This window comes from Pseudomonas bharatica, assembly GCF_048586865.1.
In the GTDB taxonomy this organism is placed as follows: domain Bacteria; phylum Pseudomonadota; class Gammaproteobacteria; order Pseudomonadales; family Pseudomonadaceae; genus Aquipseudomonas; species Aquipseudomonas bharatica.
The window spans coordinates 1-23,540 of record NZ_JBMAWR010000042.1; the positions used below are offsets into that span (position 1 = coordinate 1).

The following is a 23,540-nucleotide window of genomic DNA, read 5'->3' on the forward strand; positions in this document are numbered from 1 at the left end:
TTGCGGTGGTGAGCCCACCACCGCAATCGCGGGTGAACCCGCTCCCACAGGGCCTGCGTTGCCTTCTTAGATGCCTCAATCAATTCAGTTATATAAAAATTCTTAAATAGTATTTTTAAGAATATTCAGCGCCTCATAAGATTGCTCCCACACCAGGCGCAGTCACGTTCCTACATGCTGCTCCCGGGCCACCTCATTTTCAGGAGCACGAGCATGAGCGCATCTCTGCGTAGCGTTGACGGTCAGGACGAAGCCACCATCCTGCGAGAAATCCAGAGCGCCCTGCGCGACCTGCGTTTCGGCGCGGTAGAGATCACCGTGCACAACGCGCAAGTCGTACAGATCGAACGCAAGGAAAAATTCCGCCTGCAAAACTCGGGCAACAAGCCGAGCTGAAGCTCGCGCGCCCTGGTCTACCTAATTAGAAAAAAGCCAATCGGGAGCTTCACCATGTCTATCCGCCGTTATGCCCTGGCCGCGCTGGCCAGTGCTGTTTTTGCCGGTTCCGCCATCGCCAAGGACTACGAACTGCTGAACGTGTCCTACGACCCGACCCGTGAGCTGTACCAGCAGTACAACGCCGAGTTCATCAAGCATTGGCAACAGGCCAACCCAGGCGACAAGGTGAAGATCCAGCAATCCCACGGCGGCTCGGGCAAACAGGCCCGTGCGGTGATCGACGGCCTGCGCGCCGACGTGGTGACCCTGGCCCTGGCCGGCGACATCGATGAAGTGGCCAAGCTTGGCAAGACCCTGCCTGAAAACTGGCAGACCCGCCTGCCGGATGCCAGCACGCCGTACACCTCGACCATCGTGTTCCTGGTGCGCAAGGGCAACCCGAAAGGCATCAAGGACTGGGGCGACCTGATCAAGAAGGACGTCTCGGTCATCACCCCGAACCCGAAAACCTCCGGCGGCGCCCGCTGGAACTTCCTCGCCGCCTGGGCCTACGGCCTGAAGGCCGGCGGCAGCGAAGCCAAGGCCCAGGAATACGTGAAGGAGCTGTTCAAGCACGTTCCGGTCCTGGACACCGGTGCCCGCGGCTCGACCATCACCTTCGTCAACAACGGCCAGGGCGATGTCCTGCTGGCCTGGGAAAACGAAGCCTTCCTGGCGCTGAAGGAAGACGGCGGCAGCGACAAGTTCGAAATCGTCGTGCCATCGCTGTCGATCCTCGCCGAGCCACCGGTGGCCGTGGTCGACAAGAACGCCGAGAAGAAGGGCAACGAGAAGATCGCCGAGGAGTACCTCAAGTACCTGTACAGCCCGGTTGGCCAGAAGATCGCCGCCGACAACTTCTACCGTCCGCGTGACGAGAAAGTGGCCGCGCAGTACGCCAACCAGTTCCCGAAACTTGACCTGGTGACTATCGACAAAGACTTCGGTGGCTGGAAGACTGCCCAACCCAAGTTCTTCAACGATGGCGGCGTGTTCGACCAGATCTATTCTGCACAGTGACCCTGGGACCGCTTCGCGGTCCATCGCAGGCAAGCCAGCTCCTACAGGGTTCACCACGACCCTGCAGGCGCTGGCTTTCCTGCATGGGCTGCAGGGCAGCCCCCGAATGCGCAGTGTGAAAACCAGCTAGACCAAGGACCTTTATGTCTCGTCGTATATCCCCCGTCATACCCGGCTTCGGGCTGACGCTGGGCTACACCTTGGTGTACCTCAGCCTGATAGTGCTCATACCGCTGGGGGCCATGTTCGTCCACGCCTCCCAACTCACCTGGGAACAGTTCTGGAACATCGTCAGCGCGCCGCGAGTCCTCGCTGCACTGAAGCTGAGTTTCGGTACCGCCCTTTTCGCCGCCATCATCAATGGCGTGATCGGCACCCTGCTGGCCTGGGTACTGGTGCGCTACACCTTCCCGGGGCGCAAGATCATCGAGGCGATGATCGACCTGCCGTTCGCCCTGCCCACCGCCGTTGCCGGTATCGCCCTGACCGCCCTGTACGCCCCGTCGGGCTGGGTCGGGCAGTTCGCCACCGACCTTGGCTTCAAGATCGCCTACACCCCGCTGGGCATCACCCTGGCACTGACCTTCGTCACCCTGCCGTTCGTGGTGCGCACGGTGCAGCCGGTGCTGGCGGATATTCCCCGTGAAGTCGAGGAAGCCGCCGCCTGCCTGGGTGCCAAGCCGCTGCAGGTGTTCCGCCATGTGCTGGCTCCGGCGCTGCTGCCGGCCTGGCTCACCGGCTTCGCCCTGGCCTTCGCCCGTGGTGTCGGCGAGTACGGTTCGGTGATCTTCATCGCCGGCAACATGCCGATGAAGACCGAGATCCTGCCGCTGCTGATCATGGTCAAGCTCGACCAGTACGACTACACCGGCGCGACCTCCATCGGCGTGCTGATGCTGGTGGTTTCCTTCATCCTGCTGCTGCTGATCAACCTGCTGCAGCGGCGTATCGAAACCCCTTGAAGGAGGCCTGAGCATGTCTGCATCCGCAATTGGCGCGGCCGCTTCGGCCAACGCCGCCCGCCGTGGCAGCGCTACCGCCCGGCGCATCCTGATCGGCCTTGGCTGGCTGATCTTCGCCCTGTTCCTGCTGCTGCCGCTGGTGATCGTGGTGTCCCAAGGCCTGAAGATGGGCGTGGGTACCTTCTTCGAAGCCATCTTCGAAGCCGATGCCCTGTCCGCCCTCAAGCTGACCTTGATCGCCGTGGCCGTCTCGGTGCCGCTGAACCTGGTGTTCGGTGTCAGCGCGGCCTGGTGCGTGAGCAAGTACAACTTCCGTGGCAAGAGTATCCTGGTCACCCTGATCGACCTGCCGTTCTCGGTCTCGCCGGTGATCGCCGGCCTGGTCTACGTGCTGATGTTCGGTGCCCAGGGCCTGTTCGGCCCCTGGCTGCAGGACCACGATATCCAGATCGTCTTCGCCCTGCCGGGCATCGTGCTGGCGACCATTTTCGTCACCGTGCCCTTCGTTGCCCGTGAACTGATCCCGCTGATGCAGGAGCAGGGCACCCAGGAAGAGGAGGCCGCGCGCCTGCTCGGCGCCAACGGCTGGCAGATGTTCTGGCACGTGACCCTGCCGAACATCAAATGGGGCCTGATCTATGGCGTGGTGCTATGTACTGCGCGGGCGATGGGCGAGTTCGGCGCGGTGTCGGTGGTCTCCGGCCACATCCGTGGCGTGACCAACACCCTGCCACTGCATGTCGAGATCCTCTACAACGAATACAACCACGTCGCGGCGTTCAGCGTAGCCAGCCTGCTGCTGATCCTGGCGCTCTTCATCCTGCTGCTCAAGCAGTGGAGCGAGAACCGCATTAACCGTCTGCGCCAAAGTGCGGCGGAGGAATAATTCATGTCGATCGAAGTTCGTAACGTCAGCAAGCGCTTCAACAGCTTCCAGGCCCTGGACAACATCAACCTGGATATCAACAGCGGCGAGCTGGTGGCCCTGCTGGGCCCGTCCGGCTGCGGCAAGACCACCCTGCTGCGCATCATCGCCGGCCTGGAAACCCCGGATAACGGCAACATCGTGTTCCACGGCGAAGACGTGTCCGGCCACGACGTGCGGGATCGCAACGTCGGTTTCGTGTTCCAGCACTACGCGCTGTTCCGCCATATGAGCGTGTTCGACAACGTCGCCTTCGGCCTGCGCATGAAGCCCAAGGGCGAGCGTCCGAGCGAAAGCAGGATCGCCGAGAAGGTCCATGAGCTGCTGAACATGGTGCAATTGGACTGGCTGTCGGATCGTTATCCGGAGCAGTTGTCCGGTGGCCAGCGCCAGCGTATCGCCCTGGCCCGCGCCCTGGCGGTGGAGCCCAAGGTGCTGCTGCTGGACGAGCCGTTCGGCGCCCTGGATGCCAAGGTTCGCAAGGAGCTGCGCCGCTGGCTGGCGCGGTTGCACGAAGACATCAACCTGACCTCCGTGTTCGTCACCCACGACCAGGAGGAAGCCATGGAAGTGGCCGACCGCATCGTGGTGATGAACAAGGGCGTGATCGAGCAGATCGGCTCGCCGGGAGACGTCTACGAAAATCCTTCGAGTGATTTCGTCTACCACTTCCTCGGCGACTCCAACCGCCTGCACCTGAGCGAGAACCAGCACGTGCTGTTCCGCCCGCATGAAGTGTCGCTGTCGCGGCATGAAGTGGAAGGCCATCACGTTGCCGAGGTGCGGGATATCCGGCCGCTGGGTGCGACCACCCGGGTGACCCTGAAGGTGGAAGGGCAAAGCGAGCTGATCGAGGCCGAGGTGGTCAAGGATCACGACAGCCTGGCCGGCCTGGCACGTGGCGAGACCTTGTTCTTCAAGCCGAAGGTCTGGCAGAAGGTCGAGAATATCTGAGGCCTTGAGGGCCTCATCGCGGGTGAACCCGCTCCCACAGGTTACGGAGCCTTTGTGGGAGCGGGTTCACCCGCGATAGGGCCCTTGAACCCACTCAAAATCCATCGAACTGCCCAGCTCCATCCCCTCTCCCGATACCCTCCTGCACCCGTTGACCACGCCCACCCGTGGCGATCGACGCGCTGCGCCCGCGCTTTGATGCGGATTTCCCATGCCTTTGGGGAATATTTTCAATGCAGCAAAGGCATGGCGATTTGCCCGCTTCGCTGCAGCCCTTGATCTACAAGGGTTTCAGGCCTGTGGATAAATTTCATATATCTGAAAATTCTATCCATAACTTTAAAGATTACTTTCAGAGATAAGCGTCTGGCGCGGATCATTCGGCCAAACGAAGGCGAAATCCAACAGCGCCTTCGAAGCATGCACCGAACCCCCAGGAGTTGATCAATGGGTAATGTCCAGACCGCCGCCAGTGCCGCTGATGTGCTGTGGCGCCCGACGCCGGGCGAACTGGTCGACCTCGGCCGGCCGCACCGTTCGCCGCTTGGGCAACAGCGTTTGCAGCGTACGCCGCGCAGTGCTCTGAACCGTCGCGAGAAAGTCCTGCTGGGAGTGTTCGCCCTGGTCCTGCATGGCGCTGCCGCGTACTGGGTCAGCCAGGCGCCGACGCCGGTGTTGCCGGTAGTGCCGCCGGAAATTCCACCGATGACCATCGAATTCTCCCAGCCGGCGCCGCCGGTGGTAGAGCCGCCACCACCGGTGGTAGAGCCGCCGCCGCCGGTGGTGGAACCACCGCCACCGGTCGAGGACGAGCTGGCCGTGAAGCCGCCACCGCCCAAGCCGGTGCCCAAGCCCAAACCCAAGCCGGTACCGAAGCCGACGCCCAAGCCCGCACCGAAACCGGTGGAGCAGCCGCCAGCGCCGACCCCGCCGACGCCAGCCCCACCCGCGCCGCCGGCTCCGCCAGCGCCCGCCCCGGTGACCCCGGCTTCGGCCAACGCGGCGTACCTGAAGAACCCGGCGCCGGAATACCCGTCGCTGGCCCAGCGTCGCGGCTGGGAAGGCACGGTGCTGTTGCGGGTCAAGGTGCTCGCCACCGGCAAGCCCGGCGAGATCCAGATCCAGAAGAGCAGTGGTCGCCAGCAACTCGATGACGCCGCGCTGGCCGCGGTGAAGCGTTGGAGTTTCGTACCGGCCAAGCAGGGCGATGTACCCCAGGAAGGCTGGGTGAGCGTGCCCATCGATTTCAAGATTCGCTAACCCAAATTCGCGCAACGACAGAGAGAACACATCATGAGCTTATTGGCCTCCCCCCTTGAATCCATCGAAAGCGCGGTGATCTGGCTGCTGGTCGGCTTCTCCGTGGTCACCTGGGGCCTGGCCCTGGTCAAGACCGTGCAATTCGTCCGCCTGAAGAACCAGGACAAGCGGTTCCACAAGCAATTCTGGGCCGCTTCCAGTCTCGACTCGGCGGCCGACCTGGCCCACACCCAGCCAGGCTCCGCTGCCCGCGTCGCCCAGGCCGGCTATGCCGCGATCGCCGTTGGCGAGCCTGGCCAGGCCACCGACCTGAGCCACTCGATCAATCACCAGGACCGTCTCGAACGCGCCCTGCGCCAGCAGATCGTCCGTGAGCGCCGCTCGCTGGAAACCGGCCTCGCCGTCGTCGCCAGTATCGGCAGCACCTCGCCCTTCATCGGCCTGTTCGGTACGGTCTGGGGCATCATGGAAGCGCTCAAGGGCATCAGCGCGGCAGGCTCGGCGAGCCTGGAAACCGTGGCCGGCCCTATCGGTGCGGCGCTGGTCGCCACCGGCGTGGGTATTGCCGTCGCGGTTCCTGCGGTACTGGTTTACAACTACTTCCTGCGCCGCCTGAAACTGACCGCGGCCGACCTCGACGACTTCGCCCACGACTTCTACAGCCTCGCGCAGAAGAGTGCCTTCCGCGTCATTGCCCACCCTACGCTGCTCAAGGCCGGTAACGCCGCGGGCCAGCCTGTGAAAGAGGCGGTGTGACATGGCCTTCTCGACCCAGGACAGCGACGAGGTTCTCAGCGAGATCAACGTAACGCCGCTGGTGGATGTGATGCTGGTGCTGCTGGTGGTGTTCATCGTCACCGCGCCGCTGCTGACCAACGCCATCCCGATCAACCTACCCAAGACCGAGGCCGTGGCCCCGGTGGAGCAAAAGGATCCGTTGGTGGTCAGCATCGACGGGGCAGGGAAGCTGTTCATCAACAAGGATGAAATCCAGCCGGACTTGCTGGAAACCAACCTGCAGGCGGCGAAAGCCAAGGACCCCGAGGTACGGGTGCAACTGCAGGCGGACGATGGAGTGAACTACGGGGAAGTGGCGCGTGCCATGGCCTCGATCGAACGCGCGGGGATTACCAAGCTCTCGGTGATCACCGCCCGCTGAGCAGCACGCAACTCAGGCAAACTTGAGACCAGTCCTGTGGCAGGGGCTGGTCTTTTTTTGTTCTTGTTTCAGGCGGGTTCTATCGGCATTACGTGCTCGAGGTAGGAGCTGGCTTGCCTGCGAAGGACCGCACAGCGGTCCCAAAACCATCCAGCACTAACCTTAGCCAAGTGACATGTCAGACTCACAGCGCCTGCCTGACCCCATTCATCCAGATGCTCGGCGCGGCAGGTTTGGGGACCGCTATGCGGTCCATCGCAGGCAAGCCAGCTCCCACAGAGACCGCATTCCAGACACCTGCAAACATAAAGTTTGTGGAAGATGGAGATCCTAGGACGTAACCTACGAAGTCTGTCGGTCCTGTCTTCCTTGCCCATGGAAACCACTCCTTCTAGTCTTCTGCGGTCGCCGAGCAATTGGTGATTTAGGCGTGGAAACCTAAGCGTTGCGAATGTGAGACCGCTTTTATGGCGGCTGTGCGCGGGAGGCCTTTGGCCTGCCGGGTTTCTCCATTCGCTCGGTTTTCCACCCCGCGTACAGCTGCCACCCCTTCGTGTGGAAACGGCGAGGTGCAGCCCCATAAACCGCAATGGAGTTACTGCAATGAAAAAACTCGTCCCCGACCCACCCCTGTCCCCAACCTGCACCCGCTCCTTCGGCGACTGCGCCTCCACCCATCCCCCTCTATTCTCCGTAAACGCCGGCATCGACCCGCACAGCGCCCTGGTCCACGCCTCGATGTTCCTGCGCTGCGCCTACGAATCCGCCCAGCACTCCCTGGCCCCGGAAGCCAACACCAGCGCTTTCCCCTGGCTGACCATGCACGCCGTGGAAGCCGCGAAGGGCCTGGTCGATGCGCTCCTCGAAGGTCACGAAACCGCTAGCTGGCAACAAACCGGGCGCTGAAATCGGAACGGGACCGCATAGCGGTCCCCATTGAGTTTTGGTTATTAATAAATAGCTTCTTATTCCTTTACGAATATAACCCCAGCACCAATACTTGCCGTCATGCACGCAAACCGCAGCAGGAGGCAATTCCCCATGCGCAACGAGTCGATCCGTTACCTGATTGTGCCGGGCTGGCAGGGTTCGCCAGACGAGCACTGGCAAAGCCATTGGCACAACACGCTGCCCAATAGCGCCCGTGTCGAGCAGGCCGATTGGGTGACGCCCAAGCGCGGGGATTGGGTTGCGGCGCTGGAAGAGGCGATTGCCGCCGATGAGTCGCCGGTGATCCTGATTGCCCATAGCCTGGGCTGCATCACCGTCGCCCACTGGGCCGCCCAGGCCACCCCGGCATTGCGCCGGCGGGTGCGCGGGGCGCTGCTGGTGGCCCCGGCCGATGTGGAGCGGCCAGCCTGCTCGCCCGCGTTGCGCAATTTCGCACCGATTCCCATGGCCCAGTTGCCGTTCCCCAGCCAGGTAGTGACGTCCGACAACGACCCGGCCGTGAGCGCGCCGCGTGCCATGCAACTGGCCCGCGCCTGGGGCGCCGAAGCCGGGGTGCTCGGTGGCGCCGGGCATATCAACGTGAAGTCTGGCCATAACCGCTGGGAGCAGGGCTTCGCTTACCTGTACCGCCTGCAGAACCGAATGGAACAGGGCGCCCTGCGCCGCGCCTGATTCACGTACCGCTTTCCTTACTGCCTTTTATCAACGCCCGGGCCAGGAGCCCGGGCGGGAGCTTTGCCATGAAACTCGAAGACACCTTCGGCCAACCGCTGCTGACCTTCCCCGAACTCGACAAGAGCCCGCTGAGCATCCGCGCCAAGGCCTTGGTGTTCGTCGATCCGCGCTCGCGCCGGCTGCGCGAAGAACTGGAAATCCTCGCGCCGCTGGCCTTGCCCGTGCTGATCCGTGGCGAGAGCGGTACCGGCAAGGAGCTGCTGGCGCGGCAGATCCACCGCGCCAGCGATCGCGGCGGCCTGTTCGTCTCGGTCAACTGCGGGGCGATCAGCCCGACCTACGCCGACGCCGAACTCTTCGGCTACGCCGCCGGCGCCCACAGCGGCAGCGCCAGCAGTCGCGCCGGCTGGTTCGGCTCGGCCAATGGCGGCACCCTGTACCTCGACGAAATCGCCGACCTGCCGCTGCCGATCCAGGTCAAGCTGCTGGCGGCCCTGGAAAACCATGAGGTCTACCGCGTCGGTGCGCAGCAACCGCATCCGGTGGATGTGCGCCTGGTCGCCGCCTCCAGCATCGACCTGGCCGAGGCGGTCGCGGCCGGGCATTTCCATCCGCGGCTCTACGATTACCTTCATGAGGGCCGGCTGGAGCTGCCGGCCCTGCGCGAACGGGTCGGCGATATCCTGCCGCTGGCCGAATACTTCGTTGGCATCTACAGCCCCAAACTCAACCGCCCGGTGCCGTTGCTCAGCGAGGAAGCCCAGCGCGTGCTGGAGCTGCACGACTGGCCGGGCAATACCCGGGAGCTCGAGAACGTTATCCACTTCGCCCTGCTCCAGGGCAGCGGTGACGAGATCCTGCCGGAACATCTGAACCTGCCGACCCCCCTTCACGCCCTGGCCCAGCGCCTGGACCGTCTTGCCGAACTGGCGGACGAACAGGAACGGCAGGCGCTACGCAAACTGTTGGAACAGACCCTGTTGCGTCTCGCGCAAGTCGCAAGCTAGAGCGTTGCAAGCTGCGCATTGCAAAAAGGTATAAGCAGCTAAGCAAAAGATATTGTTCTGGAATAAAAAATCTCGGTATTGTCCGCCTCACGCCGGGCAACACGGGCCCGGCCAACCAACACTGATCGTCGCCCACGAGGCGCGCAATACCAATAAGGACTGCACATGAAGAAGGCTCTGTTGTTCTCTGCCCTGGCCGCTGCGCTGACGGTCGCCGGGTTTGCCCAGGCTGGCGAGAAACTGGTGGTGGCCGCCACCCCGGTTCCCCATGCCGAGATTCTTGAACTGATCAAGCCGACCCTGGCCAAGGAAGGCGTGGACCTGGAAATCAAGGTCTTCACCGACTACGTGCAGCCCAACGTCCAGGTTGACCAGAAGCGTCTGGACGCCAACTACTTCCAGACCCTGCCGTACCTGAAAAACTTCAACGAAGGCAAGGGCACCCACCTGGAAACCGTGATCGGCGTGCATGTCGAGCCGTTCGGTGGCTACTCGAAGAAAGTGAAGAGCCTGTCCGAGCTGAAGGAAGGCGCCACCGTCGCCATCCCGAACGAGGGCAGCAACAGCGGCCGCGCCCTGCTGCTCCTGCAGAAGGCTGGCCTGATCACCCTGAAGGATCCGAAGAACGCCCTGGCCACCCCGAAAGACATCGCCGAGAACCCGAAGAAGCTTAAATTCCGCGAACTGGAATCGGCCATGTTGCCGCGTGTGCTGGACCAGGTCGACCTGGACATGATCAACACCAACTACGCCCTGGAAGCCGGCCTCAACCCGGCGAAAGACGCGCTGGTGATCGAAGGCAGCGACTCGCCTTACGTCAACTTCCTGGTAGCCCGCCCGGACAACAAGGATAGCGACGCCATCCAGAAGCTGGCCAAGGCCCTGACCTCGCCCGAGGTGAAGACTTTCATCGAGAAGAAGTACAGCGGTGCGGTACTGCCGGCATTCTGATTCGCCACAGCACTGTCCGTTACTGAAAGACCGCCGTCGAGGCGGTCTTTCTTGTTCTGCGGCACCTGATAGTTCTGTCAGTTACGGGCTCATGGGTGGGGTTATACAATCCGTGGCATTTCCTGACGGATGCCGGAGAGATAAGCGATGGCCCCCTCAACTGACGCCGCACAACCCTCATGTAGGCAATCTGGGCGCATTGGCTTCAATGGCGAGCTGCTGGAATGCATGACCGGCCACTACCTGCTCGGCAACGGTTATCGCGCCTATAGCCCGGTGCTGATGATCTTCATCCAGCCGGACAGCTGGAGCCCGTTCGGGGCAGGTGGGCTCAATGCCTATGCTTATTGCGAGGGGGATCCGGTCAATGCCGCCGATCCGACTGGCCATATGCCGTTTCGTCTCTTGTTTCCGTCCGCTCGCGTGAGTGGGCCGCCGTCCCCTCCCCGCTATAACATACCGGCCGTTCTCCCTGAACTGTCGGGAAGTGAGGTCGCTGAAATCCTTGCGGGTCTTGCGTCACATCCGGTGCCCGGCTCGTCTGCGGGGAGGGTATCGCCTGAGCCTGTCTGGCCCTCGGCAAGGTTTTCGCCTCCTCCTATCCTGACTGGAACTGCACCTGCGGCCCCTCAACCGAGTTCAGCGTCGCCCACTCCCGCGGGAAGCGCAGGACCATCTGGGGGCGTACGGGCGTCTCATCGTCACGACGTCGATTACCGGCGCCTTGAGCAGGAGATTGAACGCATGGTTCCCGCTTACGACGCAAGGGGTATCATTCGCCTGTCCAAAGAAAAATTCAGCAGAATTCCCGTTTTAAAGGAGCTGCACTGGCAATTGCTGCGGCGCCCGGGCGAGCCTAGGCCCCAGTACGCCACAAGGGAGCTAGCGCCACAAATCAAACAATCTGATCTCTCGGAGCTGGCACATCAAGCCATGCTTAACGGCGCTATTAGAAAAGCGCGATTCTATGCACGTTTGCGAAACAGTTTTAGGGAGCAGAATCGTAGAAGTCGTCGCAACGATTAGGGGCTTCCGTCGAGAAGAGATACAGCAGGGCGGTGCTGCCGGTGCTCTGATACGTTGATCAAGCTGAACCGATGTGGGGCCGCAATGCGGCCCACCTTCTTCCTGTCAGGCCATACCTGATAGTTCTGCCAGTTATGGCCGCAGCCACGCTGTTATATGCTTGGGCCAATCTCCATTCAGGCAATGGATCATGACAATAAAAGGCCAGAACATCCCGCATACGCCAAAAACCGTGCTCGGTTTCAACGGCGAGCTGTTTGAGCCCACGACCGACTACTACCTGCTCGGCAACGGTTATCGCGCCTACAGCCCGTTGCTGATGATCTTTATCCAGCCGGACAGCTGGAGCCCGTTCGGGGCGGGTGGGCTCAATGCCTATGCTTATTGCAAGGGGGATCCGGTCAATGCTGCCGATCCTACCGGCCATATGCCATTCCTGGGCCCGATGCGGTTGAATGGCGGATTCAAGGCGCCGGCTTTCAGCCCTTATGGCAGCCGACCCGGCAGCCCTTTCACTGCGAGTGCACAAGCCTCCCGATACCTCGCGGATTTCATTGGAGAACCCGCGACGATACCGCCCGTGGTCGCGGTGGGGTCGCCGGTAGGTCTTGCTTCGGCTCCCGTTTCGCCTTCTCGTTCCACAGCTCCTTCGCCCCAACCTTCGCATCTGTCCTCTCCATCGAGTCCGGCCTTGGCATCTTCGAACGTACGCAGGAAGCGCTTGGGTACCGCCAGTTACAGGAGACAGATAGAGAAGCACAAAGTCGCGAGGCAGGAGATGAAAGAACACATAGCGAAGGCAATCCCCGACATGATTGATTCAAGAAACGCGGCGGGTATCCAAGACCTTGCTGCTGGCAATTACGAAAGAAGAACAGCGGTTTTGCAGGAGTTGTATGCGAATCTACCGCTTACAGAGGGCGTGCGTAATCGTACACGTCGTGCACATGGGCGGATCACGCTTCAAACATGGCATCTCACATGGCTGGAGAATAATGCACTTAGAAGTGATCAGCGCGATATGGTTTTCTATCGGGCGCTGCGTAACTATTTCTGGCCGGCTTAAACAGATGGAAATTTCTGCCTGCCATGTTTCAGTCGTGCAATGAACAGCACTTCAACGTGAAGTCGACGCGACCTGACACTTCTACCAGTTATGAACGCAGCCACATTGTTATACGCTTGGGCCATTCTCCAGTCAGGTGATGGATCATGACGATGAAAAAACCGGGCACACGGCATCTGCCCAAGGCTTCGCTCGCTTTCAATGGCGAGTTGTTCGAGTCCTGGACCGGTCACTGTCTTTTGGGCAAAGGTTATCGTGCCTACAGCCCGTTGTTGATGATCTTCATCCAGCCGGACAGCTGGAGCCCGTTCGGGGCGGGTGGGCTCAATGCCTACGCTTACTGCGAGGGGGACCCTGTCAATCTTGCCGACCCTAGCGGTCACGTGCCGATCTTGCCGGGTATGTGGCGTCAAAGGACGTATCTACCCGCGCCGACTGTGCATATAGCCCGCCATTCAAGTCCCGGTGTACTTCTCGATCTTTCCAGACGAGCCACTGTCCAGCCCTCGGCGACACAGATCGCATCGCGATCCGACAGGTTGCTGTCTGTACCGGAGCAGCAGGAGCCCTTGAACTTGTCTGCGGGACATGAACCCGGCTCCAATACGGGCGCATTGTCGCCTGGGTTCCCACCTGTCCGCGAGCGTTCTCCAGTGGCTCAACCCCGGCGATCTCCTCGGCTCAGCAAATCCCGGGTGCGCCGTGTAAACCAACTTTCGTTGAAAAATGAGAGGAAGTTGAGGAAAGCGATCGAGCAGAGGGACAACGCGGCGGTTGACGTGATAGTCAAGGAGCGCGGTGGCGTAACATCTTTTCGCAGGATCATGAATGAAATGATGCCAATGCGTGATCAGCGTCCTCATGGGCTGATGCGAGGCGCAGCGTTCCAAAGGGGGGATTACAATATATTACGGGATTACGGGCTGATAGAGCCTCTCTCGAGCCAGGACCCGAACTTGCGCCAGTTTCTCCAGGGTATTTACCCCTACCTGCGCTAGCCGTTCATGCTGCCAAGCGCTTGGACCGTCCAGGTTTACCCGCGATCAAGATAGTGAATTCACCGGACGTATCGCGGGTGAGTCCGGTCTCACTGGGGGGGCGCGGTAAGGGCGCGATTTGAGTGCTATACATATTCGATAACGGTATTTAAAAATTTATTTTTATACCCTTAGAGTCTTTCCTACGGAGGCTACCCGCCTCGCCCCAAGTCAGCAAGCGCCCGTCTACCCCGGGCCGGTCCGGGAAAGACCAGTTCATGACCTTCGATTTCGCGTTCATCCTCAGCACGCTCCCGGCTTTTCTCAAGGCCGTGGGCGTTACCCTGCAGGTGGGCCTGATTGCCATCGCCACCTCGCTGGTGGTGGCGCTGATCAATGCGCCGATCCTGCTTTACCGTATCCCCGTTCTGCACCGCCTGGTCGCCCTCTACGTGGAGCTGGCGCGCAATACACCGCTGTTGATCCAGCTGTTCTTCGTGTATTTCGCCCTGCCCGCCCTGGGCGTGAAGATTTCCGGTTTCGCTGCCGCCATCATCACCATGACCTTCCTCGGCGGCGCCTACCTCACCGAGGTCCTGCGGGCCGGTGTCGAGGCGGTACCGGCAGCGCAACTGGAGTCCGGGCGCTCCATCGGCCTGTCCGAACTGCAGCTGCTGCGCCATGTGATCCTGCCCCAGGCCGGCCTGCTGAGCCTGCCGGCGCTGTTCGCCAACTTCATCTTCCTGCTCAAGGAAACCACCGTGGTTTCGGCGGTGGCGGTGCCGGAGATTCTCTACACCACCAAGAGCTATATCGCCCTGTACTACAAGACCTACGAAATGCTCGCAGTGATGACGCTGATCTGCATCCTGCTGTTCCTTCCGCTATCGCTGCTGTTGAGCCGCCTGGAACGGAGGCTGCAACATGGCCAGTTCGGGTCTTGAGCTGTTGCTGGTGTCCCTGCCGCAACTGGGCAAGGGCGCCGCGCAAACCCTGGCGATCTCCGGGCTGGGGATTCTGTTCGCAACCCTCGGCGGCGTGCTCTATGGCGTGCTGGCGACGCTAGGCAAGCACGGGGTGAACATCGTCCTGCGCATCTACCTGGAGCTGTTCCGCGCCATCCCGGTGCTGGTCTGGCTGTACCTGCTGTTCTTCGGCTTGCCGATCTTCCTCGGTGTCAGCCTGCCGAGCTTCTGGTGCGCGGTGCTGGTGCTGGCCTTGTGGGGCGCCAGCGAAGTGGGCGAGGTGGTGCGCGGCGCGTTGCTGTCGCTGCCCCGTGGCCAACGCGAGGCGGGATTGTCCATCGGCCTGTCCGGCTGGCAGCTGTATGGCTACGTGTTGCTGCCCCAGGCCCTGAAGCGCATGACCCCGCCAACCATCAACGTCTACACGCGGATCATCAAGACCAGCTCGCTGGCGGTGCTGATCGGTGTGGTGGACGTGATCAAGGTCGGCCAGCAGATCATCGAGCGCACCTATGAGTCGGTGCTGATCTACGGCGCGCTGTTCCTGTTCTTCTTCTTTATCTGTTACCCGCTGTCGGCCGCTTCCCGCGCGCTGGAGCGGCGCTGGACGCACGCATGAGCGCATTGATCGAGTTCAAGGGTTTCAACAAGTTCTTCGGCGAGCACCGGGTGCTCAACGACATCGACCTGTCGGTACGGGCCGGCGAAGTGGTGGTCATCCTCGGGCCGAGCGGCTGCGGCAAAAGCACCTTGCTGCGCTGCCTCAATGGCCTGGAATCCGCCCACGGCGGCAGCCTGAAACTGGAGGGGCGCGAACTGCTCGACCCGAAGACCGACTGGCGCGAGATCCGCCAGCAGGTCGGCATGGTGTTCCAGAGCTACCACCTGTTCGGCCATATGACCGTGCTCGACAACCTGCTGCTCGGCCCGCTCAAGGTGCAGAAGCGCCAGCGCGCCGAGGCCGTTGCCCAGGCCGAGGCGCTGCTGGCCCGGGTCGGCCTGCTGGACAAGCGTGATGCCTATCCGCGCCAGCTGTCCGGCGGCCAGCAGCAACGTATCGCCATCGTCCGCTCGCTGTGCATGAACCCGCGGGTGATGCTGTTCGACGAGGTGACCGCCGCCCTCGATCCGGAAATGGTCAAGGAAGTGCTGCAGGTGATCCAGGGCCTGGCCCGGGACGGCATGACCCTGCTCATCGTCACCCACGAAATGGCCTTCGCCCGCGCGGTGGCCGACCGCATCGTGTTCATGGAAGCCGGCAGGATCCTTGAACAACGCTCCCCCGAGAGCTTCTTTACGAACCCGCAGACCGCACGCGCGCAGCAGTTCCTGGAGAAATTCTCCTATGTCGAAAGCCTGCCCGAGAAACCTCAAAAGGAACTGATATGAAAACTGCCAAGACGTCCAAGCTCCTGCTTTCACTGTTCGGCCTGGCCCTGCTGGCTGGCTGCGACAAGGCCGCCGAAGCGCCGAAAACCGCGACCGCCGCCGCGCCGGCCCCGGCCACCGCCAGCTACCTGGACACCATCAAGGCCCGGGACAAGCTGATCGTCGGCGTATTCACCGACAAGCCGCCGTTCGGCTTCGTCGATGAAACCGGCCGCTATGTCGGCTTTGATACCGATATCGGCCGCGCCTTCGCCAAGTCGCTGCTGGGCGACGAGAACAAGGTGGAATTCGTTGCGGTCGAGCCGGCCAGCCGCATTCCCTTCCTGCAAAGCGACAAGGTCGATCTGATCCTGGCCAACATGACCGTCACCCCGGAGCGCAAGGAAGCGGTGGAATTCACCAACCCCAACCTGCGCGTTGCGGTGCAGGCACTGGTGGCCGATGGCAGCAGCGTGAAGAAGCTCGATGACCTGGCCGACAAGACCACCATCGTCACCACCGGCACCACCGCCGATATCTGGCTGACCAAGAACCACCCGGACTGGAAACTGCTCAAGTTCGAAAAGAACAGCGAGTCGCTGCAGGCCCTGGCCAATGGCCGTGGTGATGCCTACGCGCAGGACAACCTGATCCTGTTCAGCTGGTCCAAGCAGAACCCGGGCTACCGCGTGCTTCCGGAGTTCCTCGGCGAAGAAGCACCGATCGCCCCGGCGGTGAAGAAAGGCAACATCGAACTGCGCGACTGGGTCAACGCCGAGCTGGCGCGCCTGGGCGAGGAGAAATTCCTGCACAAGCTGTATGACCAGTACGTGCGCAAGGAACTGAGCGACGACACCAAGCCGGAAAGCGTGATCGTCGAAGGGGGCAAGTGGCAGGGTTGATACCCGCCGGGGCCTGCCGCTCGTCGAACCTGATAGTTCTGTCAGGTTCGCGGCAGGCCTCGGGTCTTTATCCTGTGGCGTATGTATCCGCTTCAGGCACCGACCATGTCCACGCCGACCGAACCGCCTCGTCCTCGTACCCAGCGCAATGCCGGAGGCGGGTGGTCAGGCTTCAATGGCCAACTCCTCGAGCCCCGCACCGGTCACTACCTGCTCGGAAGCGGCTACCGCGCCTATAACCCGGTGCTGATGCACTTCAACAACCCCGACGCGCTGAGCCCTTTTGCCCGGGGTGGGTTGAATGGCTATGCCTATTGCCTGGGGGATCCGGTCAATCTGCTGGATCCTGATGGACGAGCGGGTTGGTTGATGACGCAGTTTAGAAAACTCTTCAGACCATTTTCCAAGACCACTCCTCCAAAAGCGTTGCCTCCCGTGCCGTCTTCGGGTGGGGCGAATGCCTTGGGAACAACTAGCAACGCTAAACATCCGGTTGCGTCCATGCGGGGGAGAAAACTACCTGAGCCTCCAGATTCACCAGCATCGTCGTCCCGGAGTATTGATCCTGCAGATGCCGTGGAAGACGGGCCCGTACATCTATCGAGTCAGGGGGTGCGTATTCACCCGAACCCACAGGCAGAGTCCGCACAAGGCGCACGGACACAGGCGTGGATCGATAGCCGTTTGGTCCCTCGGGAATCAACACGGAGCAAGAGCGCTCGCTTAGGGCAAAACCCTGGCAAGCCCAACAAAAGGAACGTCGATCGTGTAGGTAGCGTTCGCAACGTGATCCGCACGAATGATTCGGAAATGAATCCAGACGGATGGTTATGAGATCAAGCTGATGGACAGATTGATAGCTTCACTGTCGGGCTCGGTACCGCCCGCCGCAAGCCTCGGGTTCAATGGCGAGCGCATCGAGCCCCGCACCGGCCATTACCTGCTGGGTCTCGGCTACCGCGCCTATAACCCGGTGCTCATGCGCTTCAACGCGCCGGACAGCAAGAGCCCTTTCGAGCGCGGTGGCTTGAATGCCTATGGGTATTGCCTGGGTGATCCTGTCAACAGGATCGATCCCGATGGGCATGCTCCTCTGTCGGCGCTTTTGCTTTACGCGTCAAAGCGCAGCGGGTATCCCACCCATAAGATGGCCCCAATGCCGAAAGGCGGGGTGTTTACTCCGCCTTACCATGAGCATTACGTGAACGGGAAAAGAGTGAGCCGCTCCGACAGTCTTTCCTCGCTTGACGAACTTGCGGCGCTTGCCCAGCGCACCAAGGAAGCACGGAAAAGCAAAGTGCCTGATCCCGGATCCGACAAACCCGTCGAAGAGCCGAAAGCGCCTGACGAGCCGCCCGTTACGATGTTGTATCCGACCGATAAGACACCATTCCTGACCACTTCGGACGGCACCAGGTTCTACCAGGCGGGCCTGGTGCTGCATCCGCCCAAGGCGGGCAAGATGGAACGGCTGCGCAAATTTGCGGTACGCAAAGTCAACCGCGTGCTGGGGATTCGCGATACCTCGCGCTGACTCCATGGGTGCCGGACCTCGACGCCAATAGCCAATTGAACCAATCACCCCCCGCGGTTGACTGATTTACCTCAAGGCTCTGTAAGAGAGTTCTCATTGTTGCGTGGGCAGTAATCAAAGCCTGATCTACGCTAACAATCGCATTAATCACATTCCCCTCCGAACCGGCCCATGCAAAGGAGCCCGCATGAAGTTGTCGCGTTCTTGTTCGTTGATTTTCCTGGGGCTGGCGCTGGGGTTGACGGGTTGCCGCGACAAGCCGGCCGAAGAGCCGCAGCATCCGCGCGTGACGGTGCAGAAGGTCAAGACTGGCGATTTCTCCCCGCGGGTCACCCTCACCGGTGATGTTCAGGCCCAGGTACATAGCGACCTGTCGTTCCGGGTGGGCGGCAAGATCATTTCCCGCAGCGTCGACGTGGGCGATCACGTCAAGGCCAACCAGGTGCTGGCGCGCCTGGACCCCAAGGACCTGCAAACCAATGTCGATTCGGCCAATGCCGAGGTGCTGGCCGCGCGTGCGCGGGTGACGCAAAGCTCGGCGGCCTTCGTGCGCCAGCAGAAACTCCTGCCCAAGGGCTACACCAGCCAGAGCGAGTACGACTCGGCCCAGGCCGCACTGCGCAGCAGCCAGAGCGCCCTGAAAGCCGCCGAGGCGCAACTGGCCAACGCCAAGGAACAACTGAGCTACACCGCGCTGGTGGCCGATGCCGCCGGGGTCATCACCGAGCGCCAGGCCGAGGTCGGCCAGGTGGTCCAGGCCACGGTGCCGATCTTCAGCCTGGCCCGGGATGGCGGGCGTGACGCGGTGTTCAATGTCTATGAATCGTTGCTGCTGGCGCCGGAGAGCGAGCAGGCGATCACCGTCAGCCTGATCGACGACCCCAAGGTGCAGGCCACCGGGCATGTGCGCGAGATCACCCCGACGGTGTCCGCCCAGAGCGGCACGGTGCAGATCAAGATCGCCCTGGACAAGGTACCGCCGGGCATGGACCTCGGTTCGGCGGTCAGTGCCACCGGCAATGCCCAGGGCAAGCCGGGCATCGAGCTGCCCTGGTCGGCGCTGACCAAGGAACTGCGCGAGCCGGCGGTATGGCTGGTGGAGGAGGACAGCAAGGTGCGCCTGCAGAAGGTCAAGGTCGGGCGTTACCTGACCGGCGAAGTAGTGATCAGCGAGGGCCTTGAGGCCGGCCAGCAGGTGGTGGTGCTCGGCGCCCAGTTGCTGCACCCCGGCATGCAGGTGGAAGTCGTCGATGAGGCCAAGGCAGGGTTGGGTCAATGAGAACATCCGTGATGCTGGCGGGCTGCCTGTTGCTGGTGGCCTGCGGCGGTGAGAAAGAAAAGCCCGAGCCGATCCGCCCGGTGCTGTCGGCCGAGGTGAAGACCCAGGACGCACTCGACCTCGGGCGTTTTGCGGGCACTATCCAGGCCCGCTATGAAAGTACCCTGGGCTTTCGCGTGGGCGGACGCATCGCGCGGCGCTGGGTCGATGTCGGCGCCACGGTGAAGGCGGGCGACGTGCTGGCGAGCCTTGACCCCACCGACCAGCGCAACCAGTTGCGCGCCGCCGAAGGCGACCTGGCGAAGATCGAGGCGCAGTGGATCAACGCCCAGGCCAATGCCCGTCGCCAGCAGCAACTGTACGACCGCGGTGTCGGCGCCCAGGCGCAACTGGACATCGCCCAGACCGACCTGAAAACCACCGCTGCCAGCCGCGAGCAGGCCCGGGCGGCGGTGCAGCAGGCCAGGGACCAGCTCGGCTACGCGGAATTGCGCAGCGATCACGCTGCCGTGGTGACCGACTGGCAGGCCGAGGCCGGGCAGACCGTGGCGGCGGGGCAGGCGGTGGTCACCCTGGCCCGCCCGGACGTCAAGGAGGCGGTGATCGACCTGCCCACCTACCTCGCCGATGACCTGGCCCAGGGCGTTGAATTCACCGTGATGGCGCAACTCGACAACAGCATTCATACCAGTGCGGTGGTACGTGAGATCGAACCCCAGGCCGATGCCAGCACCCGCACCCGGCGTGCGCGCCTGACCCTGCGGGAAACCCCGGAGGCCTTCCGCCTCGGCACCTCGATCAGCGTCAGCCTGAGTTCGGCAGTGAATCCGCGCAGCGAGATTCCGGCCAGCGCCCTGCAGGAAGTCGAAGGCAAGAGCCAGGTGTGGATCGTCGATACCCGGCAGAAAGTGGTGAATCCGCGGGAGGTTCAGGTGCTGCAACGAGGACAGGATTCGGTATTGCTGGCGTCGGGGGTGCAGCCCGGCGAGCGGGTCGTTACTGCCGGGGTGAACAGCCTCAAGCCGGGGCAGAAGGTCATGGTCGATGAGGAAGGGACGCGATGAAAGGAAGCTTCAACCTCTCCGAATGGGCCCTGCGCCATCAATCGTTCGTCTGGTACCTGATGTTCGTTGCCCTGTTGATGGGGGTGTTTTCCTATCTGAACCTGGGGCGTGAGGAAGACCCGTCCTTCACCATCAAGACCATGGTCATCCAGACGCGCTGGCCCGGCGCGACCCAGGACGAAACCCTGTTGCAGGTCACCGACCGCATCGAAAAGAAGCTCGAGGAACTGGACTCTCTCGACTACGTGAAAAGCTACACCCGGCCGGGCGAATCGACGGTCTACGTGTACCTGCGCGACACCACCAAGGCCGAGGACATTCCGCAGATCTGGTACCAGGTGCGCAAGAAGGTCCAGGACATCCGCGGCGAGTTCCCCCAGGGCATCCAGGGCCCGGGGTTCAACGACGAGTTCGGCGACGTCTACGGTTCGATCTACGCCTTCACCGCCGACGGCCTGAGCATGCGCGAGCTGCGCGATTATGTGGAACAGGTCCGTGCCGAGATCCGCACCGTGCCCAACCTGGGCAAGATCGAGATGATCGGCACCCAGGACGAAGTGCTCTACCTCAACTTCTCCACCCGCAAGCTGGCGGCGCTGGGCATCGACCAGCGGCAAGTGGTCCAGGCCCTGCAGGCACAGAATGCGGTGACCCCGGCGGGGGTGATCGAAGCCGGGCCGGAGCGGATTTCCGTGCGCACCAGCGGCCAGTTCGCCTCGGAAAAGGATCTGGCCGAGGTCAACCTGCGCCTCGACGATCGCTTCTATCGCCTGGCCGATATCGCCGAGATCCGCCGTGGCTACGTCGATCCGCCGACGGTGCAGTTCCGCTACAACGGACATGACGCCATCGGCCTGGCCATCGGCATGAAGGCCGGCGGCAACATGCAGGTGTTCGGCAAGCAATTGCAGGATCGCATGGACCAGCTCATCACCGAGCTGCCGGTGGGCGTTGGCGTTTACACCGTGTCCGACCAGGCGGTGGTGGTGAAGGAGGCGGTCGGCGGCTTCACCAGTGCGCTGTTCGAGGCGGTGGTGATCGTGCTGCTGGTGAGCTTCGTCAGCCTCGGCCTGCGCGCCGGTCTGGTGGTGGCCTGCTCGATCCCGCTGGTGCTGGCGATGGTCTTCGTCTTCATGGAATACAGCGGCATCACCATGCAGCGGATCTCCCTCGGCGCCCTGATCATTGCCCTCGGCCTGCTGGTGGACGATGCCATGATCACCGTGGAGGTGATGGTCACCCGCCTGGAAATGGGCGAAAGCAAGGACCAGGCGGCGACCTTCGCCTACACCTCCACCGCCTTCCCGATGCTCACCGGGACCCTGGTCACCGTGGCCGGCTTCGTGCCCATCGGCCTCAATGCCAGCTCGGCGGGGGAGTACACCTTTACCCTGTTCGCGGTGATCGCCGTGGCGCTGATTGTCTCGTGGATCGTCGCGGTGCTGTTCGCCCCGGTACTGGGCGTGCACCTGTTGAGCACCAAGCTCAAGAAGCACGAGGAAAAGCCCGGACGCCTGGCCAATGCCTTCCATGGCGGCCTGGTCTGGTGCATGCGCCATCGCTGGCTGACCATCGTCGGCACGGTGCTGATCTTCGCCCTGTCGATCTTCTGCTTCCGTTTCGTGCAGAACCAGTTCTTCCCGGCGTCGGACCGTCCGGAATTGCTGGTGGACCTCAACCTGCCACAGAACGCCTCGATCGCCGAGACACGCAAGGCGGTGGATCGCCTCGAAGCCACCCTCAAGGACGACCCGGACGTGGTCCACTGGAGCTCCTATATCGGCCAGGGTGCGGTGCGTTTCTACCTGCCGCTCGACCAGCAGTTGCAGAACCCGTACTACGCGCAACTGGTGGTGGTGAGCAAGGGCCTGGAGTCGCGCGAGGCGCTCAAGGCGCGGCTGCAGAAGCGTTTGCGCGATGACTTCATCGGTATCGGCAGCAACGTCCAGTCGCTGGAAATGGGCCCGCCGGTGGGGCGGCCGATCCAGTACCGGGTCAGCGGCAAGGACATCGACCTGGTGCGCAAGCACGCGATCGACCTGGCGACCCTGCTCGACAGCAACCCGCATATCGGCGACATGATCTACGACTGGAACGAGCCGGGTAAGGTGCTGCGGGTGGACATCGCCCAGGACAAGGCGCGCCAGCTCGGCCTTTCGTCGGAGGACGTGGCCAACGTGATGCAGGCCATCGTCAGCGGCGCGCCGGTTACCGAAGTGAATGACAGCATCTACCTGATCGATGTGGTAGCGCGGGCCGAGGACAGCGAGCGGGGTTCGCCGCAGACCTTGCAGAACCTGCAGATCGTCACCCCCAATGGCACTTCGATCCCGCTGCTGGCATTCGCCACGGTGCGTTACGAGCTGGAGCAGCCGCTGGTCTGGCGCCGGGACCGCAAGCCGACCATCACCATCAAGGCCTCGGTGCGGGACGAAATCCAGCCCACCGACCTGGTGGCGCAGCTCAAGCCTAAGATCGACGAGTTCGCCAGCAAGCTGCCGGCAGGCTACGAAGTCGCCACCGGTGGTACGGTGGAGGAGAGCGCCAAGGCCCAAGGGCCGATCAGCAAGGTGATCCCGCTGATGCTGTTCCTTATGGCGACCTTCCTGATGATCCAGTTGCACAGCGTGCAGAAGCTGTTCCTGGTTGCCAGCGTCGCGCCGCTGGGGTTGATCGGCGTGGTCCTGGCGCTGGTGCCGACGGGCACGCCCATGGGCTTCGTGGCGATCCTCGGGATTCTCGCGCTGATCGGCATCATCATCCGCAACTCGGTGATCCTGGTGACGCAGATCGACGAATACGAAGCGCAGGGGTACACGCCATGGGATGCGGTGGTGGAGGCCACCAACCACCGGCGCCGGCCGATCCTGCTCACGGCGGCGGCGGCGAGCCTGGGCATGATCCCCATCGCCCGCGAAGTGTTCTGGGGGCCGATGGCCTACGCCATGATCGGCGGGATCATCGTCGCCACCTTGCTGACGCTGTTGTTCCTGCCGGCGTTGTATGTGGCGTGGTACAGGATCAAGGAGCCGGAGCACACCGCATAACCTTGTGGGA

21 protein-coding genes and 3 pseudogenes are annotated in these 23,540 nt (G+C 62.3%); all 24 read left to right on the forward strand.

Annotation, left to right across the window (positions count from 1 at the left end; all coding sequences use genetic code 11):
• Window positions 1–213: 213 nt before the first annotated feature.
• The 24 genes and pseudogenes from oscA to ACKLLE_RS26620 all read left to right on the forward strand — a co-directional run bounded on the left by oscA (window position 214) and on the right by ACKLLE_RS26620 (window position 23,530).
• The gene (gene oscA, locus ACKLLE_RS26505; RefSeq protein ID WP_009400195.1) at window positions 214–396 is read left to right on the forward strand and encodes a sulfur starvation response protein OscA; all 183 of its coding nucleotides are present in this window, start codon (window positions 214–216) and stop codon (window positions 394–396) included.
• Between the two features lie 54 nt (window positions 397–450).
• Complete coding sequence (locus tag ACKLLE_RS26510) at window positions 451–1,458, forward strand: sulfate ABC transporter substrate-binding protein (RefSeq protein WP_064303151.1); 1,008 nt, start codon at window positions 451–453, stop codon at window positions 1,456–1,458.
• 143 nt (window positions 1,459–1,601) lie between these two features.
• Window positions 1,602–2,420: a sulfate ABC transporter permease subunit CysT gene (gene cysT / locus ACKLLE_RS26515; protein ID WP_009402770.1), complete on the forward strand. Its 819-nt coding sequence runs from the start codon at window positions 1,602–1,604 to the stop codon at window positions 2,418–2,420.
• Between the two features lie 13 nt (window positions 2,421–2,433).
• Window positions 2,434–3,306 carry a sulfate ABC transporter permease subunit CysW gene (cysW, locus tag ACKLLE_RS26520; protein ID WP_009402772.1) on the forward strand — a complete coding sequence of 291 codons (873 nt, stop codon included), beginning with the start codon at window positions 2,434–2,436 and terminating at the stop codon, window positions 3,304–3,306.
• A gap of 3 nt (window positions 3,307–3,309) precedes the next feature.
• Window positions 3,310–4,299, forward strand: coding sequence for a sulfate/molybdate ABC transporter ATP-binding protein (locus tag ACKLLE_RS26525; protein WP_279900675.1), 990 nt, complete (start codon window positions 3,310–3,312; stop codon window positions 4,297–4,299).
• Between the two features lie 447 nt (window positions 4,300–4,746).
• On the forward strand, window positions 4,747–5,559 hold the full coding sequence (locus ACKLLE_RS26530; RefSeq protein WP_420059524.1) for an energy transducer TonB: 813 nt from the start codon (window positions 4,747–4,749) through the stop codon (window positions 5,557–5,559).
• Window positions 5,560–5,592: 33 nt separating this feature from the next.
• Window positions 5,593–6,315, forward strand: a complete 723-nt coding sequence (locus ACKLLE_RS26535) for a MotA/TolQ/ExbB proton channel family protein (protein WP_009402778.1) — start codon at window positions 5,593–5,595, stop codon at window positions 6,313–6,315.
• A gap of 1 nt (window position 6,316) precedes the next feature.
• Window positions 6,317–6,718 carry an ExbD/TolR family protein gene (locus ACKLLE_RS26540; protein WP_009041659.1) on the forward strand — a complete coding sequence of 134 codons (402 nt, stop codon included), beginning with the start codon at window positions 6,317–6,319 and terminating at the stop codon, window positions 6,716–6,718.
• Window positions 6,719–7,321: 603 nt separating this feature from the next.
• Complete coding sequence (locus ACKLLE_RS26545) at window positions 7,322–7,624, forward strand: DUF3077 domain-containing protein (RefSeq protein ID WP_420059527.1); 303 nt, start codon at window positions 7,322–7,324, stop codon at window positions 7,622–7,624.
• A 135-nt stretch (window positions 7,625–7,759) separates the two neighbouring features.
• Complete coding sequence (locus tag ACKLLE_RS26550) at window positions 7,760–8,341, forward strand: alpha/beta hydrolase (protein ID WP_420059529.1); 582 nt, start codon at window positions 7,760–7,762, stop codon at window positions 8,339–8,341.
• Between the two features lie 68 nt (window positions 8,342–8,409).
• Entirely contained in the window at window positions 8,410–9,351 is a 942-nt protein-coding gene (locus ACKLLE_RS26555; RefSeq protein WP_420059532.1) for a sigma 54-interacting transcriptional regulator, read from the forward strand.
• Between the two features lie 165 nt (window positions 9,352–9,516).
• Complete coding sequence (locus tag ACKLLE_RS26560; protein ID WP_009394008.1) at window positions 9,517–10,302, forward strand: MetQ/NlpA family ABC transporter substrate-binding protein; 786 nt, start codon at window positions 9,517–9,519, stop codon at window positions 10,300–10,302.
• 180 nt (window positions 10,303–10,482) lie between these two features.
• Window positions 10,483–10,692 (forward strand): annotated as a pseudogene (locus ACKLLE_RS26565) (RHS repeat-associated core domain-containing protein); the annotation flags it as partial.
• Between the two features lie 826 nt (window positions 10,693–11,518).
• Window positions 11,519–12,394, forward strand: coding sequence for an RHS repeat-associated core domain-containing protein (locus ACKLLE_RS26570; RefSeq protein ID WP_420059534.1), 876 nt, complete (start codon window positions 11,519–11,521; stop codon window positions 12,392–12,394).
• Window positions 12,395–12,546: 152 nt separating this feature from the next.
• A complete protein-coding gene (locus ACKLLE_RS26575; RefSeq protein ID WP_420059538.1) occupies window positions 12,547–13,392 on the forward strand; it encodes an RHS repeat-associated core domain-containing protein in 846 nt (281 codons plus the stop codon).
• 257 nt (window positions 13,393–13,649) lie between these two features.
• Window positions 13,650–14,315, forward strand: coding sequence for an amino acid ABC transporter permease (locus ACKLLE_RS26580; protein ID WP_064303788.1), 666 nt, complete (start codon window positions 13,650–13,652; stop codon window positions 14,313–14,315).
• The gene (locus tag ACKLLE_RS26585; RefSeq protein WP_009395983.1) at window positions 14,296–14,955 is read left to right on the forward strand and encodes an amino acid ABC transporter permease; all 660 of its coding nucleotides are present in this window, start codon (window positions 14,296–14,298) and stop codon (window positions 14,953–14,955) included. Before ACKLLE_RS26580 ends, ACKLLE_RS26585 begins: the two co-directional genes overlap by 20 nt.
• Window positions 14,952–15,725 carry an amino acid ABC transporter ATP-binding protein gene (locus ACKLLE_RS26590; RefSeq protein ID WP_064303790.1) on the forward strand — a complete coding sequence of 258 codons (774 nt, stop codon included), beginning with the start codon at window positions 14,952–14,954 and terminating at the stop codon, window positions 15,723–15,725. The genes ACKLLE_RS26585 and ACKLLE_RS26590 overlap by 4 nt, the downstream gene beginning before the upstream one ends.
• Window positions 15,722–16,606 (forward strand): transporter substrate-binding domain-containing protein, encoded by an 885-nt coding sequence (locus ACKLLE_RS26595; RefSeq protein WP_009395985.1) that lies wholly within the window; start codon window positions 15,722–15,724, stop codon window positions 16,604–16,606. The genes ACKLLE_RS26590 and ACKLLE_RS26595 overlap by 4 nt, the downstream gene beginning before the upstream one ends.
• A gap of 144 nt (window positions 16,607–16,750) precedes the next feature.
• Window positions 16,751–16,975, forward strand: a pseudogene (locus ACKLLE_RS26600) (RHS repeat-associated core domain-containing protein); the annotation flags it as partial.
• Between the two features lie 529 nt (window positions 16,976–17,504).
• A pseudogene (locus ACKLLE_RS26605) lies at window positions 17,505–17,711 on the forward strand (RHS repeat-associated core domain-containing protein); the annotation flags it as partial.
• A gap of 616 nt (window positions 17,712–18,327) precedes the next feature.
• Window positions 18,328–19,419 carry an efflux RND transporter periplasmic adaptor subunit gene (locus ACKLLE_RS26610; protein WP_420059535.1) on the forward strand — a complete coding sequence of 364 codons (1,092 nt, stop codon included), beginning with the start codon at window positions 18,328–18,330 and terminating at the stop codon, window positions 19,417–19,419.
• The gene (locus tag ACKLLE_RS26615) at window positions 19,416–20,483 is read left to right on the forward strand and encodes an efflux RND transporter periplasmic adaptor subunit (RefSeq protein ID WP_420059536.1); all 1,068 of its coding nucleotides are present in this window, start codon (window positions 19,416–19,418) and stop codon (window positions 20,481–20,483) included. The genes ACKLLE_RS26610 and ACKLLE_RS26615 overlap by 4 nt, the downstream gene beginning before the upstream one ends.
• A complete protein-coding gene (locus ACKLLE_RS26620) occupies window positions 20,480–23,530 on the forward strand; it encodes an efflux RND transporter permease subunit (protein ID WP_064303793.1) in 3,051 nt (1,016 codons plus the stop codon). Before ACKLLE_RS26615 ends, ACKLLE_RS26620 begins: the two co-directional genes overlap by 4 nt.
• Window positions 23,531–23,540: the final 10 nt, after the last annotated feature.

Coding starts and splice junctions, on each gene's coding strand:
- oscA (WP_009400195.1), top strand. CDS start 214: ATGAGCGCATCTCTGCGTAGCGTTGACGGTCAGGACGAAGCCACCATC.
- ACKLLE_RS26510 (WP_064303151.1), top strand. CDS start 451: ATGTCTATCCGCCGTTATGCCCTGGCCGCGCTGGCCAGTGCTGTTTTT.
- cysT (WP_009402770.1), top strand. CDS start 1,602: ATGTCTCGTCGTATATCCCCCGTCATACCCGGCTTCGGGCTGACGCTG.
- cysW (WP_009402772.1), top strand. CDS start 2,434: ATGTCTGCATCCGCAATTGGCGCGGCCGCTTCGGCCAACGCCGCCCGC.
- ACKLLE_RS26525 (WP_279900675.1), top strand. CDS start 3,310: ATGTCGATCGAAGTTCGTAACGTCAGCAAGCGCTTCAACAGCTTCCAG.
- ACKLLE_RS26530 (WP_420059524.1), top strand. CDS start 4,747: ATGGGTAATGTCCAGACCGCCGCCAGTGCCGCTGATGTGCTGTGGCGC.
- ACKLLE_RS26535 (WP_009402778.1), top strand. CDS start 5,593: ATGAGCTTATTGGCCTCCCCCCTTGAATCCATCGAAAGCGCGGTGATC.
- ACKLLE_RS26540 (WP_009041659.1), top strand. CDS start 6,317: ATGGCCTTCTCGACCCAGGACAGCGACGAGGTTCTCAGCGAGATCAAC.
- ACKLLE_RS26545 (WP_420059527.1), top strand. CDS start 7,322: ATGAAAAAACTCGTCCCCGACCCACCCCTGTCCCCAACCTGCACCCGC.
- ACKLLE_RS26550 (WP_420059529.1), top strand. CDS start 7,760: ATGCGCAACGAGTCGATCCGTTACCTGATTGTGCCGGGCTGGCAGGGT.
- ACKLLE_RS26555 (WP_420059532.1), top strand. CDS start 8,410: ATGAAACTCGAAGACACCTTCGGCCAACCGCTGCTGACCTTCCCCGAA.
- ACKLLE_RS26560 (WP_009394008.1), top strand. CDS start 9,517: ATGAAGAAGGCTCTGTTGTTCTCTGCCCTGGCCGCTGCGCTGACGGTC.
- ACKLLE_RS26570 (WP_420059534.1), top strand. CDS start 11,519: ATGACAATAAAAGGCCAGAACATCCCGCATACGCCAAAAACCGTGCTC.
- ACKLLE_RS26575 (WP_420059538.1), top strand. CDS start 12,547: ATGAAAAAACCGGGCACACGGCATCTGCCCAAGGCTTCGCTCGCTTTC.
- ACKLLE_RS26580 (WP_064303788.1), top strand. CDS start 13,650: ATGACCTTCGATTTCGCGTTCATCCTCAGCACGCTCCCGGCTTTTCTC.
- ACKLLE_RS26585 (WP_009395983.1), top strand. CDS start 14,296: ATGGCCAGTTCGGGTCTTGAGCTGTTGCTGGTGTCCCTGCCGCAACTG.
- ACKLLE_RS26590 (WP_064303790.1), top strand. CDS start 14,952: ATGAGCGCATTGATCGAGTTCAAGGGTTTCAACAAGTTCTTCGGCGAG.
- ACKLLE_RS26595 (WP_009395985.1), top strand. CDS start 15,722: ATGAAAACTGCCAAGACGTCCAAGCTCCTGCTTTCACTGTTCGGCCTG.
- ACKLLE_RS26610 (WP_420059535.1), top strand. CDS start 18,328: ATGAAGTTGTCGCGTTCTTGTTCGTTGATTTTCCTGGGGCTGGCGCTG.
- ACKLLE_RS26615 (WP_420059536.1), top strand. CDS start 19,416: ATGAGAACATCCGTGATGCTGGCGGGCTGCCTGTTGCTGGTGGCCTGC.
- ACKLLE_RS26620 (WP_064303793.1), top strand. CDS start 20,480: ATGAAAGGAAGCTTCAACCTCTCCGAATGGGCCCTGCGCCATCAATCG.